Consider the following 13,063-nt stretch of genomic DNA (forward strand, 5'->3'; position numbering starts at 1 on the left):
CTCGACTATGCCACCGACCGCGGACGACGCAGGTCAGGCGAGCTCGATCAGGTCCTGGTAGTCCTGGCTCCAGATGTCCTCGACGCCATCCGGGAGGATCAGCACGCGCTCGGGGTTGAGCGACTGCACCGCCCCGGGGTCGTGCGAGACGAGCACGACGGCACCCTCGTAGTGGGCGAGCGCGCCGAGGATCTCCTCGCGCGACGCGGGGTCGAGGTTGTTGGTCGGCTCGTCGAGCAGCAGAAGGTTGGCGGATGACACGACCAGCGTCGCGAGCGACAGGCGCGTCTTCTCTCCACCGGAGAGGACTCCGGCAGGCTTCAGCACGTCATCCCCGGTGAAGAGGAACGAGCCGAGCACCTTGCGCGCTTCCATCTCGGTGATGTGCGGAGCCGCCGACACCATGTTCTCGAGCACCGAGCGGTTCACGTCGAGGTTCTCGTGCTCCTGCGCGTAGTAGCCGACCTTGAGCCCGTGGCCGGGCTCCAGCTGTCCGGTGTCGGGCTTGTCGACCCCCGCGAGCATCCGCAGCAGCGTCGTCTTGCCGGCACCGTTGAGTCCGAGAACGACGACCTTCGAACCGCGGTCGATCGCGAGGTCGACGTCGGTGAAGATCTCGAGCGAGCCGTACGACTTCGAGAGTCCGGTCGCCATCATCGGCGTCTTCCCGCACGGAGCAGGCTTCGGGAAGCGCAGCTTCGCGACCCGGTCTTCCTGGCGGACGTCATCGAGCCCGGCGAGCAGCTTCTCGGCACGAGCGATCATCTGGTGAGCGGCCGCAGCCTTCGACGCCTTCGCCCCGAAGCGGGCCGCCTGCAGCTGCAGTGTGGTGGCCTTCTTCTCGGCGTTGGCGCGCTCTTTCTTGCGACGCTCCTCGTCGGCCACCCGCTGACGCAGGTAGTTCTTCCAGTTCATGTTGTACGTGTCGATGACCTGGCGGTTCGCATCGAGGTAGAACACGCGGTTGACGGTCTCGCCGACGAGCTCGACGTCGTGGCTGATCACGATCAGCCCGCCCTTGTAGTTCTTGAGGAACTCACGCAGCCACACCACGCTGTCGGCGTCGAGGTGGTTGGTCGGCTCGTCGAGGATCATCGTCTCGGCGTCGGAGAACAGGATACGGGCCAGCTCGATGCGGCGGCGCTGGCCACCGGACAGCGTCGACAGCGGCTGGTCGAGGATGCGGTCGGGCAGCGAAAGGTTGTTCGCGATGGATGCGGCCTCGGCCTCGGCCGCGTATCCCCCCTGCGCCTCGAACTGCTCGGTGAGGCGCGCGTAGCGCTTCATGGCCTTGTCGGCCACAGCAGGGTCGTCCGACCCCATCGCCATCGACGCCTCGGTCATCCCCAGGTTGAGCTGACCGAGCCCACGCGCGTCGAGGATGCGCGTGCGCGCCAGGTCTTCGGGGTTGCCCGAACGAGGGTCCTGCGGCAGATAGCCGAGCTCTCCCGAACGGGTCACGTTCCCGCCCGACGGGAGGACATCACCGGCCAGCACCTTGGTGAGCGTGGTCTTGCCTGCACCGTTGCGGCCGACGAGACCGATCTTGTCTCCGTCGCTCACACGGAACGACACGTTCTCCATAAGGAGGCGTGCGCCCACGCGGATCTCGAGTTCGTGCACGGCAAGCACAGCGGGATGTCCGTTCGTTCAAGGGGAATCGGCCGAGCGGCCAAACTCCCAGTATAGATCGCTCGGCTGGGTGTTCAGTCGAAGTAGAGATGGTGGTGCGTCCGGCATCCCGGATTGAACCCGGCGGAGCACGCGGGACACCGCTGCGCGTCGAGGTACGCGTGGATGCTCAGCAGCGCTCCGCACACACCGCACAGGACCGCCGGCGTCTCGCGCTCATCGCGCGCCCACTGCCGGGCGTCGTGGTCGGCGATCGCCTCGTGACACAGATGACACGGGTACCAGTCGCCGCAGCAGGCGAACCGGAGCGCGATCACATCGAGCGGACCGTGATAATGCTCACAGCGGGTCTCGCCGTCGACCATGAGTCCGTGCACCGTGGTCTCACCGACGCGCGCCACGCGGTCGCCTGATCTACCTCTCCAGGGGGATGCGGTCGATACCTCAGGGTGATGCCCCACGTGCCACCTGCTTCCTAGCCTTCTGGGGTGGATGTTATCAACGACCTCATTCTGCAACTCGTGGGTCACGGACCAGCCACTGGTCAGCGCAGGGATCGGGATCATCGTGGCGCTCGTCATCGGGCTGATCATCGACCGGGTCACGGCCATTCGCCGGCGACATGCACCCGTTGCGCAACCGGCAGGATGACAGTCATGGCACGTGGCGGTGGCTGAGCCGTCCGTGCTGCGGCTGGCATGCCGCTCACACGAGTCCGCGAGCGGCGAGAGCGTCGCCCACCTCGTCCGCGTGGCGTAGAGTCCGGACCATCAGCGGCACGACACCTCGCACCCTCAGCCGGACTCCCCGTGCCCGCTGCGCGTCCCTGACCTCGCCGGCGAACGATGTCACCACCGGGATCATCGTGAGCGTGAGCGAGATCGTCATCGAGACGGCGTCGGCATCGACTCCGAGGCGTCGGAGCGGCAGGAGCATCCTGTGCAGCACGCCGAGCAGATCGCCCATCCGCGTCGTGATGGTGAGCAGCGAGGCGAGCAGCACGAGCGAGAGGACGCGTGCGGTGCTGATCCAGGCCGCGAGCGGCGAGACGAAGATCCACAGCGCTGCTCCGAGCACGAGCACGAGCCAGCGGAGGCGCCACGCCTCAGCGGCCAGCACGCGCAGCGGCAGGCGTGCGAGAACGAAGAGTACGCAGACGCCGATCACGGTGACGCCGATGCTCCAGGCATCGTGCGGATAGGCGGACAGACCGATCGCGAGCGCGGCGAAGATCGCGAGCTTGACCCCCGCAGACATCCGATGGACGATGCTCGTGCCCGGCCGGTACATCTGGATCATCGGCACAGGTCTCGGTAGGCGGCGACCACGGCACCCGGCTCACCGGCGACCACGACGGCTCCGTCGTCGAACAGCACCGCCTGATCGCAGCGCGTAGCGAGCTCGAGATCATGCGTGACGATGACCACCTGCGCCGTCTGCGCGAGCAGGAGGTCCGCGATGCGCGCGGCATTGCGCAGATCGAGGAGCGTCGTCGGCTCATCCGCGACGATCAGCTCCGGTTGTGTGATCAGCACCGATGCGAGTGCGAGGAGCTGCTTCTGACCACCCGAGAGGTCCGACGCGGCGACATCCGCACGATCCGTGAGTCCGTGTTCGGCGAGTGCGGCGGTCACCCGCGCATCGACCTCGGTCCGGGGCAGGCCCCGCAGCGACAGCGCGAGGTCCTCAGCGGGTGTCGGCATCAGGATCTGAGCCTGCGGGTCGGTGAACACGAAGCCGACGCGTCGACGCAGCGCCGCGACGTCACGTCGAGTGTCGAGGCCGTGCACGCTCACGCTCCCGGACGTCGGCGTGACGAGTCCGTTGAGCAGCCGCGCGAAGGTCGACTTGCCCGATCCGTTCGCGCCGATGACCCCGATACGCCGCGCCGTGAGATCGACACTGACGTCTCGGAGGATCCGCCGACCGTCGCGCTCGACGGTCACACCCTCGAGCGCGATCCGCCGGATGCTCGTCTCAGACCGCACGGACGGGTGCCGACAAGACAGAGCCGCGAGAGCCGAATGCCCTCGGATACGCGCGCCGCAGCGCGAGGGTCAGCGCCACCGCAGCTGCGGCCTTGAACAGATCCCCCGGGAGGAACACGAGAGCCGCCACCGCCGTCGGGGTCAGATCGAGGCCGAGTACCCACGCCGTCACGGGGATTCCGCACAGATAGACGACCAGGATGCCGCCGATCACCGTTCCGAGCGCGATGCGCCACCAGGTGAGCCTGCCTCGATGCGCGATCAGTCCGATCACGACGACTCCGGCCACCCACCCGAGCAGATACCCGGCTGTGGGGCCGACGAACACGCCGAGGCCGCCGCGCCCTCCGGCGAGCACCGGAAGACCGACGGCCGCCAGAGCGAGCACGAGCAGGACGGAGAGCGGCGCGAGCCGCGGGCCGATGACGGCGCCCGCGAGCATCACCCCGAGAGTCTGCGCGGTGATGGGCACTCCGCCGGGGATGGGTATCGTCACCATCCCGAGGACCACGATGAGGGCGGCGAAGATCGCCACTCTGGCCAGTTCGCGACCGAGGTCGCCTCGCTGCTGCGTCATGTCCGACACCTTCCTGAACACCGTTCACCTGAACGGTGTTCACTATAGTGAGAACATGAGTCCCGATCACAACTCGACCCGCCACGATCGCGACGGCGTCGCGCGTGCGGCGCTGGCGCTCCTCGACGAGGTCGGGCTCGCCGACCTCTCGATGCGCCGGATCGCGAGCAGGCTCGATGTGCAGCCGAGCGCCCTCTACTGGCACTTCTCCAGCAAGCAGGAGCTCCTCGCAGAGCTCGCCGATCGGATCACCTCGACGATCCCGTCTGACGCTGCGGATGTGCTGACCACCGCACGCAGCATCCGCGATGCGCTCTTCACCTACCGGGACGGAGCCGAGCTGGTGCTCAGCACGTACGCGCTGCAGCTCGGTTCCTCGCACGCGCAGGCCGCTCTCGAACGATCCCTGCGACGGCAGGGATCCGCGGATGCCGAAGAGCGGGCGGTCGCGCTCCTGCACTTCGTTCTCGGCCACGCGACGCTCGTGCAGCAGCGCATGCACGCCGACAGCCACGGAGCCCTCCCCGCCGGAGAAGCCGTCGACGTCACCTCCGGCCTCGACCGCATCTTCGACCTGGGCGTGACCGGCCTGGCCGCAGGCACCGTCGACGACGGGATCAGCGAGCGACAGCTCCGGTCGTGACCCGGCAGAGCACTGCGTCTCACATCGTCGCGGTCACCTGGCGACGAGCGCCGCGATCCGCTCGACGGCTTCGGTGATGATCTCAGGACTCGTGCCGAAGTTCAGCCGCACGTGTCCCCTGCCCTCATCGCCGAAGGCGGGACCGAAGTGCAGGGCGACCTTCGCCTCCTTCAGGATCCGACGAGCGGGGTTCTCACCCCAGCCGAGACCCGAGAGGTCTATCCACGCCAGATACCCGGCATCCGGTATGCGATACTGCGCCTCCGGGAGCCGCGCGGCCAGCAGATCCTCGAGCAGCACACGATTCTGGTCGAGCGTTCGCAGCAGACCGTCGAGCCACTCGTCGCTCTCCTCCGAGAAGGCCGCGACCGCGGCGAGCAGACCGAACTGCCCGGTGCGCCATTCGACTTCGATCGGCAGACCGCGCACGACGGCAGTGGTCGCATCGGCCGCTGTGACCATGAGAGCGCACTTCAGGCCGGCCAGGTTGAAGGCCTTGCTCGCGCTCACGACCGCGTAGCCGACACGCTCGGCGGCATCGCCCGCGTCGAGGAACGGGGTGAACGGCGTGCCGGGCTGAACCAGCGGCGCGTGGATCTCGTCCGACACCACGGCAGCGCCGAACTCGTCGGCGATCTCCGCCAGCGCGACGAGCGAGTCTCGGCTGTGCACGGTGCCCGTGGGGTTGTGCGGGTTGCAGAGCAGGATCGAGGTCGCGCCGTCCTCGAACGCGGCGCGGATGCCGTCGAGATCCAGCTCCCACGCCGTGCCCGTGTCTCGCAGCGGAACCCGCTGCACCTCGGCGCCCGCCTCCGAGACGAGATCGTAGAACGGCGGATACACGGGAGGCGTCACGACGACGCGCTCCCCCGGCTGCGTGACGCGCCTGAGGATCTCGACGATGCCCATGCTCACGTCTGCGGTGCTGCGCATCCGCGCAGGGTCGACGCTCCACCCGAATCTGCGCCGAGCGAATGCGGCATACGCGGAGGCCAGCGGCGTCCTCGACGCGACATACCCCGTGTCGCCCGACTCGACGGCCCGGTGAAGGGCCGTCGAGATCGCGGGTGCGAGCGGGAAATCGGTCTCGGCGACGAACAGAGGAAGCACGTCGGCGGGATACTCCCGCCACTTCTCGCTGCTGCGCTCGCGAAGCTCGGCCAGGGGCAGAGCCGTGACCTCGAGCATCCTCAGATGGCGAAGCCGAGGGCGCGCATCATGTCACGGCCGTCGTCGGTGATCTTCTCCGGGCCCCACGGCGGCATCCACACCCAGTTGATGCGGAAGCGATCGACGACGTTGTCCAGAGCCTGTGCGGTCTGGTCTTCGAGCACGTCGGTCAGGGGGCAGCCGGCACTGGTCAGCGTCATGTGGATGACGAGAGCATCGTTCTCGTCATCCCACGCGAGGTCGTAGATGAGGCCGAGGTCGACGACGTTGATCCCGAGCTCCGGGTCCATGACGTCCTTGAGAGCCTCGGTGACCTCGTCGTACTTCTCGTCCGTGAGGGTGGCTGTCATGCGAATCAGCCTACGCCTCGATGGGGGCTGCGGGGTCGAGGAAACGGTCGTATCCCTCGTCCTCGAGCCGGTCTGCGAGCTCCGGGCCACCCTCTTCGACGATCTTTCCGGCGACGACCACGTGCACGAAGTCGGGGCGGATGTAGCGGAGGATGCGCGTGTAGTGCGTGATGAGCAGAACGCCGAGACCGGTCGACTCCTTGGCGCGGTTGACGCCCTCGGAGACGATCTTCAGCGCGTCGACGTCGAGACCCGAGTCGGTCTCGTCGAGGATCGCGAACTTCGGCTTGAGCACCTCGAGCTGGAGGATCTCGTGGCGCTTCTTCTCGCCGCCGGAGAAGCCCTCGTTGACGTTGCGCTGCGCGAACTTGGGGTCCATGCGCAGGTTGGCCATGGCCGCCTTGACGTCCTTGGTCCAGCCGCGGATCGCCGGCGCTTCTCCGTCGAGTGCCGTCTTGGCGGTGCGGAGGAAGTTCGTCACCGTCACACCGGGGATCTCGACCGGGTACTGCATCGCGAGGAAGAGGCCGGCGCGAGCGCGCTCGTCGACGCTCATCTCGAGCACGTCCTGGCCGTCGAAGGTGATCGAACCGGAGGTCACCGTGTACTTCGGGTGGCCGGCGATCGTGTACGCGAGGGTCGACTTGCCCGAGCCGTTGGGGCCCATGATCGCGTGCGTCTCACCCGTGTTCATGGTGAGGTTGATGCCGTTGAGGATCGGGGTGGTCCCCGCCTCGGTCTCGACCGTCACATGCAGGTCGCGGATTTCAAGAACAGACATTCAGACTTCCTTCGTCACAGTCGGGTCGATGAGCACGTCGTCGCCGTCGATCTCGACGACGTAGACCGGAACGGGCTCATAAGCGGGGAGATTCTGGGGCTTGCCGGTGAGCAGGGAGAATGCGGAGCCGTGGGCCCAGCACTCCACCGTGTCGCCCTCGACGAAGCCCTCGGCGAGAGAGATGTCGCCGTGCGTGCAGGTGTCTCCGATGGCGTGGATGACGCCTTCGGAGTCCTTGATCACGGTGATCGGGACACCGTTGGGCTCGACGCGGATCGGCATGTCCTGCTCGAGTTCCGCGACGCCGCACACGCGCTCGGCGCTCACGCGTTCACCTCGGCAAGCTCCGTCTCGATCGCGTCGAGCAGCTCGGTCTCCAGCGCCGGGATGCCCAGGCGCTGAACGATGTCGGTGAGGAAGCCGAGCACGACGAGGCGGCGTGCTTCCTCTTCACTGATGCCCCGGGCCTGCAGGTAGAACAGCTGCTCGTCGTCGAAACGACCGGTCGCGCTGGCGTGGCCGGCCCCGAGGATGTCTCCGGTCTCGATCTCGAGGTTCGGGATCGAGTCGGCGCGGGCACCCTCGGTGAGCACCAGGTTGCGGTTCGCCTCGTACGAGTCGGTGCCCGTCGCGTCGGCGCCGATCAGCACGTCACCGATCCAGACACTGTGCGCACCCTCACCCTGGAGAGCACCCTTGTAGAGCACGTCGCCCTTCGTGTGGGGTCCCTTGTGGTGAAGGTAGACCTGACTCTCGAGGTGCTGACCCGCATCGGCGTAGGACAGACCGTAGAGGTAGCCCTCGGATCCGGCGCCCGCGAGCTCGACGCTCGGGTTCACGCGCACGACGCCGCCGCCGAAGCTGATGACGAAGTGCTTGAGGGTGGCATCCGCGTCGACGCGCGCCTGGTGCGCCGAGGTGTGCACGGCCGCGTCCTGCCACTGCTGCAGGCTGATGACGGTGAGCTTCGCCCCGTCGCGCACGATGATCTCGACGTTCTGCGAGTACTGCGCGGCTCCGGTGTGCTGGAGCACGACGGTGGCCGAGCTGTGCTCGAGCGCCTCGATCACGATGTGGGCGTCGGCGCGCAGCTCGGCACCGTGACCGTCGATCGACACGAGGATCGGCTCCGCGACCTCTTCTTCGCGAGGGACGCGGATGTGCAGCGCCTCGGGAGAACCCTGCCAGGCGACAGCCGCGGTGATGTCCTCGGCGAGGAAGACCTCTCCGCGCGGTGCGTCGCCGGCGGCGAGCGGGGCGGAGACGTACTGCTCGCCGGCGCCGAACGTGTAGCTCACTCCCTCCGCAGAGCCCGCGACCTCGAAGAGGGGCGAGAGCTTCGCGACGGGTGTGTGCTTCCAATTGACCTCGCGGCCCGTGGGCGAGCCGAAGTCAGCGGGTTCGAACGAATGCGGGCGCTCGGAGCGCGTCTGCACCGGAACGAATCCGGCGTCGGCGACCTGTGCGGCCGGGTCGACATGCGCGCTCGAATGATGCGACGCCGTCGGCGTCGTCGTCTGGGCCGTCATCTCAGCCGACCGATCCTTCCATGCCCATTTCGATGAGCTTGTTCAATTCCATCGCGTACTCCATGGGCAGCTCGCGAGCGATCGGCTCGATGAAGCCTCGCACGATCATCGCCATCGCCTCGTCCTCGGGCATGCCGCGGGACTGGAGGTAGAAGAGCTGCTCCTCGCTGACCTTCGAGACCGTGGCCTCGTGGCCGAGCTGCACGTCGTCGACGCGGATGTCGATCGCCGGGTATGTGTCGGAGCGGGACTTGGTGTCGACGAGCAGGGCGTCGCAGCGCACGGTGTTCGCGGAGTGGTGCGCGTTGGCGTCCACCCGCACCTCGCCACGGTATCCGGCACGTCCGCCGCCGCGCGCGATCGACTTCGAGACGATCGACGACTGCGTGTAGGGAGCCATGTGGATCATCTTCGCGCCGGCATCCTGGTGCTGACCGGGACCGGCGAAGGCGACCGAGAGGGTCTCGCCCTTGGCGTGCTCGCCCATCAGGTAGATCGACGGGTACTTCATCGTCACCTTGGAGCCGATGTTGCCGTCGACCCACTCCATCGTCGCGCCCTCGTGCGCGACCGCACGCTTGGTGACGAGGTTGTAGACGTTGTTCGACCAGTTCTGGATCGTCGTGTACCGAACGCGCGCGTTCTTCTTCACGATGATCTCGACGACGGCCGAGTGCAGGGAATCCGACTTGTAGATCGGAGCCGTGCAGCCCTCGATGTAGTGGACGTAGCTGTCCTCGTCGGCGATGATCAGGGTCCGCTCGAACTGGCCCATGTTCTCGGTGTTGATGCGGAAGTACGCCTGCAGCGGGATCTCGACGTGCACGCCCTTGGGGACGTACACGAACGATCCGCCCGACCACACGGCGGTGTTCAGCGCAGCGAACTTGTTGTCGCCGGCCGGGATCACCGTACCGAAGTACTCCTCGAAGAACTCGGGGTGCTCGCGCAGAGCGGTGTCGGTGTCCATGAAGATGACACCCTGCTCTTCCAGGTCCTCGCGGATCTGGTGGTAGACGACCTCGGACTCGTACTGAGCCGCGACGCCGGCCACGAGACGCTGGCGCTCGGCCTCGGGGATGCCGAGGCGCTCGTACGTCTCCCGGATCTCCGCGGGCAGGTCCTCCCAGGACTGCGCCTGCTTCTCCGTGGAGCGCACGAAGTACTTGATGTTGTCGAAGTCGATCTCGCTGAGGTCGGCGCCCCAGGTCGGCATCGGCTTGCGTCCGAAGAGCTGGTATCCCTTGAGACGGGTCTTCAGCATCCATTCGGGCTCGTGCTTGAGCGCCGAGATCCCGCGGACCACCTCTTCGGAGATCCCGCGCTTGGCGATCGCTCCGGCGGCGTCCTCATCATGCCATCCGAATTCGTACACCCCCAGGCCATCGAGCTCCGGGCGGTCGATCAGCACATCCGACATCACACACTCTCCTCACAGGTCCCAAAACGGTGTAATCCGCCCCGACACACCTGATCCCCGTCGAGTCTGCGGGAGCGGGTGCCGTTGGTGGGCCCTCATCACCGGCGCTTTCATCGCGCCTAAACTGTTAGTGATGGTGCAGCGCGGTCAGCGCTCATCACAACAATCCGATTCTACAGGTTCCGCCTGAAGACAGGGCCGCTCGCCGTGTCCGCCGCGGTTCGGAGAGACTAATGCCCCATCCATCGATCGCCTCCCCCACCAATGCACCGGCCGCGCCCTCGACGCACGCCGCTCTCTGGGGGCGCGCGCTGCGGATCTCCGCCTGGTTGTCGTTTCTCGCCCAGACGATCATCATCGGCACGGGCGGCGCCGTGCGGCTCACCGGGTCGGGTCTCGGATGCTCGGAGTGGCCGCTCTGCACGCCCGAGTCGCTCGTTCCGATCTATGCCGATCAGGGCATCCACGGGCTCATCGAGTTCGGCAACCGCGTGATGACGGGCGTCGTCGGCATCATCGCACTCGCCGTCCTCCTGCTCGTGCTGGCACGAGTCGGCGGCAGAGGCCTGGTGTTCTCCGCGCTGCGATTCGCCGCGAGCGGCATCGTGGCCGCCGGGATCGTCTTCGGTCTCGTCTCGCTCTTCTCTCTTCCCGCCACGCCGTTCGCGATGGGGGCGCTGCTCGTCACGGTGATCGCGGCGATGGTCCGTTCGGTCCGGCTCTCTTCAGAGCGGCGCGACCTCGTCGTCCTCGCGTGGATCGTCCTCGTCGGAGTCGTCGCGCAGGCACTCGTGGGCGGGATCACCGTGCTCACAGGGCTCAACCCGTTCATCGTCGGGTTCCACTACGTCTCGTCGCTGCTGCTCGTGTGCGTCACCGCGGCCTTCCTGGTGAGGCTCTACGCCGCGGTCGGCCCCCGCGTGAGCGCCGTCCCGACGTGGTTCGCCATCCTCAGTCACGTCACCGGCCTCGCCCTCGCCGTCACGATCCTCTTCGGCGTCCTGACGACGGGCTCGGGACCCCACTCGGGTGATGCCGACGTGTTCCGTCACGGGTTCGATGCCACGATCCTCGCCCACGTGCACTCGTGGCCCGGCTACATCCTCGCCGCACTCGTCGCCGCTCTGACGATCTCCGCGTGGGCGCTTCGCCTCGAGCCGCGCAAGTGGCTGCTCGTGCTCGTGCTCGCGATCGTCGTGCAGGTGGGCGTCGGCATCTGGCAGGCACGTGAAGGCCTCCCGCCGCTCCTCGTGGGCATCCACATGGTGCTCGCGTCTCTGTCCGCTGCGACCTATACCGTCGTGGTGCTGCACCTGAAGAAGCCCGTCGCCGCTCAGGACTGAGCGCGATCGCCGGTCGCATGGCCGGCACAGTGGATGCATAGCTGCGACATCAGAGGCTCATCAGTTCGTCGTGCACCGTGGCTGACATGAACAAGTCACTGACACGCAGCATCGGCTTCTGGCTCCTCCTCGTGCTCTCGCTCGCGTCGGCGGGCGTCGGCGGATGGCTGATCGCCGGACAGATCGGCACCATGACGAGCACGCTTCTCGACGGCACCGCCACGGGCATCGAGGTCTATGTCGGCCAGTCGCTCGTCGTGGTCGGCGCGGCACTCCTGGGCGCCGGCGTCCTCGGCCTCCTGATCGCGATCGCTCTCACCGCGGTGCAGGCACTCATGCCCTCGACCGCACCCGTCGTCGTGGAGCCCATCGATTGGACCGCGGAGTCGGACGACGCCGAAGGGGCCGAGACCCTGGTCGATCCTGCGACCGCGCACAGCGCGACTGACCTGTCGGATGCCGGAGAATCAGCCGACGAGACCGACGAGGCTCAGAACGGAAGCAGCGGATCGACCGCGACGGCCACGAAGATCAGCGTCAAGTAGGTGATCGAGGCGTGGAAGACTCGCATCGGCCGCGCCTCGTTCCCCCGCACAGCCTGGTTGTACAGGCGGTGCGACTCGTAGATGAACCAGCCGCCGAACACGAGGGCGGAGACGGTGTAGACGAGGCCCATGTTCGCGATGGGGATCAGCAGCAGCGAGCAGGCGATGGTCGCCCAGGCGTACAGGATGACCTGGAGGCCGACCTGCGAGGCGTTGCGGGTCACGCCGAGCATGGGCACGTCGACATCGTCGTAGTCATCCTTGTACTTCATCGACAGAGGCCAGTAGTGCGGCGGCGTCCAGAGGAAGATCAGGGCGAAGAGGATGAACGCCGGCCAGTCGAGCGAACCGGTGACGGCCGCCCAGCCGATGAGCACCGGGAAGCATCCGGCGATGCCGCCCCAGATGATGTTCTGTTCGGTGCGGCGCTTGAGGATCATCGTGTAGATCACGACGTAGAAGAAGATCGCGGATGCCGACAGCGTCGCCGCCAGCCAGTTCGTCGTGAACCAGAGCCACACCGTCGAGAGCACGGCGAGCGTCCACGAGAAGATGAGCGCTCCCCGCGGAGTGATCTCACCCGTCACGAGCGGACGATTCTCGGTGCGATGCATGTGGGCGTCGATGTCACGATCGAGGTACATGTTGAACGCCGCGGCGGAGCCCGCGCTCAACGAGCCGCCGATGACGGTGGCGAGCACCAGCCACATGTCCGGCAGTCCGCCCTGGGCCAGGAACATCACCGGGACGGTGGACACCAGCAGCAGTTCGAGGACGCGCGGCTTGGTGAGGGCGACGTACGCCTTCACGGTACGACCGATGGACTTCTTCACAACGGTCTGATCAGACATCGTCGAGATCTCGATCGCCTCCTCCACACGCGTCACGACAGCGTTTCCCAGTCTAGGGCACGCTCGACGCGGGGCCGGCCCACCTCGTGAGTCGTGACGGGCGAGGACAGGGACTCTCCCGAGACGAGGACACCGCGTTCCAGTCGATCTGATCCGCAGTTCCACGAGCGGGCGACACTGTCGAAGATCATGGAATTCCTGGGTCGGTGACGCGTTGTAAGAAGCGGTAACGGG

The 13,063-nt window shown here is 66.9% G+C and carries 15 protein-coding genes; 3 read left to right on the forward strand and 12 right to left on the reverse strand.

From position 1 onward, the window contains the following. Window positions 1-33: 33 nt before the first annotated feature. From JOF42_RS12655 to JOF42_RS12675, 5 genes are all read right to left on the reverse strand, one after another. The gene (locus JOF42_RS12655) at window positions 34-1,632 is read right to left on the reverse strand and encodes an ABC-F family ATP-binding cassette domain-containing protein (protein ID WP_210098166.1); all 1,599 of its coding nucleotides are present in this window, start codon (window positions 1,630-1,632) and stop codon (window positions 34-36) included. 74 nt (window positions 1,633-1,706) lie between these two features. After that, a complete protein-coding gene (locus tag JOF42_RS18235; RefSeq protein WP_307803602.1) occupies window positions 1,707-2,213 on the reverse strand; it encodes a CHY zinc finger protein in 507 nt (168 codons plus the stop codon). A 124-nt stretch (window positions 2,214-2,337) separates the two neighbouring features. Further along, entirely contained in the window at window positions 2,338-2,931 is a 594-nt protein-coding gene (locus tag JOF42_RS12665; RefSeq protein ID WP_210098167.1) for an energy-coupling factor transporter transmembrane component T family protein, read from the reverse strand. After that, window positions 2,928-3,620 carry an energy-coupling factor ABC transporter ATP-binding protein gene (locus JOF42_RS12670; RefSeq protein WP_307803603.1) on the reverse strand — a complete coding sequence of 231 codons (693 nt, stop codon included), beginning with the start codon at window positions 3,618-3,620 and terminating at the stop codon, window positions 2,928-2,930. The genes JOF42_RS12665 and JOF42_RS12670 overlap by 4 nt, the downstream gene beginning before the upstream one ends. Further along, window positions 3,610-4,197, reverse strand: a complete 588-nt coding sequence (locus JOF42_RS12675; protein WP_210098168.1) for a biotin transporter BioY — start codon at window positions 4,195-4,197, stop codon at window positions 3,610-3,612. Before JOF42_RS12675 ends, JOF42_RS12670 begins: the two co-directional genes overlap by 11 nt. Before the next feature lie 55 nt (window positions 4,198-4,252). Here JOF42_RS12675 and JOF42_RS12680 point away from each other — a divergent pair, with 55 nt between their 5' ends. Next, window positions 4,253-4,840 (forward strand): TetR family transcriptional regulator, encoded by a 588-nt coding sequence (locus tag JOF42_RS12680; RefSeq protein ID WP_210098169.1) that lies wholly within the window; start codon window positions 4,253-4,255, stop codon window positions 4,838-4,840. A gap of 33 nt (window positions 4,841-4,873) precedes the next feature. Here the strand turns inward: JOF42_RS12680 and JOF42_RS12685 are convergent, their stop codons facing one another. Genes JOF42_RS12685 through sufB form a run of 6 tightly spaced genes read right to left on the reverse strand, consistent with a single transcriptional unit; the run spans window position 4,874 to window position 10,090 of the window. Continuing rightward, window positions 4,874-6,028 (reverse strand): MalY/PatB family protein, encoded by a 1,155-nt coding sequence (locus tag JOF42_RS12685; RefSeq protein WP_210098170.1) that lies wholly within the window; start codon window positions 6,026-6,028, stop codon window positions 4,874-4,876. A 2-nt stretch (window positions 6,029-6,030) separates the two neighbouring features. Continuing rightward, window positions 6,031-6,360, reverse strand: coding sequence for a metal-sulfur cluster assembly factor (locus JOF42_RS12690; RefSeq protein ID WP_105672990.1), 330 nt, complete (start codon window positions 6,358-6,360; stop codon window positions 6,031-6,033). 10 nt (window positions 6,361-6,370) lie between these two features. Next, a complete protein-coding gene (gene sufC / locus JOF42_RS12695) occupies window positions 6,371-7,141 on the reverse strand; it encodes a Fe-S cluster assembly ATPase SufC (RefSeq protein WP_210098171.1) in 771 nt (256 codons plus the stop codon). Continuing rightward, the gene (locus tag JOF42_RS12700) at window positions 7,142-7,468 is read right to left on the reverse strand and encodes a non-heme iron oxygenase ferredoxin subunit (protein ID WP_053096453.1); all 327 of its coding nucleotides are present in this window, start codon (window positions 7,466-7,468) and stop codon (window positions 7,142-7,144) included. After that, on the reverse strand, window positions 7,465-8,670 hold the full coding sequence (gene sufD / locus JOF42_RS12705) for a Fe-S cluster assembly protein SufD (RefSeq protein ID WP_210098172.1): 1,206 nt from the start codon (window positions 8,668-8,670) through the stop codon (window positions 7,465-7,467). The genes JOF42_RS12700 and sufD overlap by 4 nt, the downstream gene beginning before the upstream one ends. A gap of 1 nt (window position 8,671) precedes the next feature. Continuing rightward, entirely contained in the window at window positions 8,672-10,090 is a 1,419-nt protein-coding gene (sufB, locus tag JOF42_RS12710; protein WP_053096457.1) for a Fe-S cluster assembly protein SufB, read from the reverse strand. A gap of 233 nt (window positions 10,091-10,323) precedes the next feature. Between sufB and JOF42_RS12715 the strand changes: the two genes are divergently transcribed. Together JOF42_RS12715 and JOF42_RS12720 are read left to right on the forward strand one after the other, a co-directional pair. Next, the gene (locus JOF42_RS12715; RefSeq protein WP_210098173.1) at window positions 10,324-11,433 is read left to right on the forward strand and encodes a COX15/CtaA family protein; all 1,110 of its coding nucleotides are present in this window, start codon (window positions 10,324-10,326) and stop codon (window positions 11,431-11,433) included. 86 nt (window positions 11,434-11,519) lie between these two features. After that, on the forward strand, window positions 11,520-11,978 hold the full coding sequence (locus JOF42_RS12720; RefSeq protein WP_210098174.1) for a hypothetical protein: 459 nt from the start codon (window positions 11,520-11,522) through the stop codon (window positions 11,976-11,978). On the opposite strand, the gene JOF42_RS12725 is transcribed toward JOF42_RS12720, so the two are convergent. Further along, window positions 11,924-12,838, reverse strand: coding sequence for a heme o synthase (locus JOF42_RS12725; RefSeq protein ID WP_372443576.1), 915 nt, complete (start codon window positions 12,836-12,838; stop codon window positions 11,924-11,926). The genes JOF42_RS12720 and JOF42_RS12725 overlap by 55 nt on opposite strands. Window positions 12,839-13,063 lie beyond the last annotated feature (225 nt).

The sequence above is a fragment of the Microbacterium phyllosphaerae genome (genome assembly GCF_017876435.1).
Classification (GTDB): domain Bacteria; phylum Actinomycetota; class Actinomycetes; order Actinomycetales; family Microbacteriaceae; genus Microbacterium; species Microbacterium phyllosphaerae.

Excerpts from the sequence above, each read along its gene's own strand:
- JOF42_RS18235 (WP_307803602.1), bottom strand. The coding sequence starts at position 2,213 with ATGACGAGCGCCACGATGATCCCGATCCCTGCGCTGACCAGTGGCTGG.
- JOF42_RS12665 (WP_210098167.1), bottom strand. The coding sequence starts at position 2,931 with ATGATCCAGATGTACCGGCCGGGCACGAGCATCGTCCATCGGATGTCT.
- JOF42_RS12675 (WP_210098168.1), bottom strand. The coding sequence starts at position 4,197 with ATGACGCAGCAGCGAGGCGACCTCGGTCGCGAACTGGCCAGAGTGGCG.
- JOF42_RS12680 (WP_210098169.1), top strand. The coding sequence starts at position 4,253 with ATGAGTCCCGATCACAACTCGACCCGCCACGATCGCGACGGCGTCGCG.
- JOF42_RS12685 (WP_210098170.1), bottom strand. The coding sequence starts at position 6,028 with ATGCTCGAGGTCACGGCTCTGCCCCTGGCCGAGCTTCGCGAGCGCAGC.
- JOF42_RS12690 (WP_105672990.1), bottom strand. The coding sequence starts at position 6,360 with ATGACAGCCACCCTCACGGACGAGAAGTACGACGAGGTCACCGAGGCT.
- sufC (WP_210098171.1), bottom strand. The coding sequence starts at position 7,141 with ATGTCTGTTCTTGAAATCCGCGACCTGCATGTGACGGTCGAGACCGAG.
- sufD (WP_210098172.1), bottom strand. The coding sequence starts at position 8,670 with ATGACGGCCCAGACGACGACGCCGACGGCGTCGCATCATTCGAGCGCG.
- sufB (WP_053096457.1), bottom strand. The coding sequence starts at position 10,090 with ATGTCGGATGTGCTGATCGACCGCCCGGAGCTCGATGGCCTGGGGGTG.
- JOF42_RS12715 (WP_210098173.1), top strand. The coding sequence starts at position 10,324 with ATGCCCCATCCATCGATCGCCTCCCCCACCAATGCACCGGCCGCGCCC.
- JOF42_RS12720 (WP_210098174.1), top strand. The coding sequence starts at position 11,520 with ATGAACAAGTCACTGACACGCAGCATCGGCTTCTGGCTCCTCCTCGTG.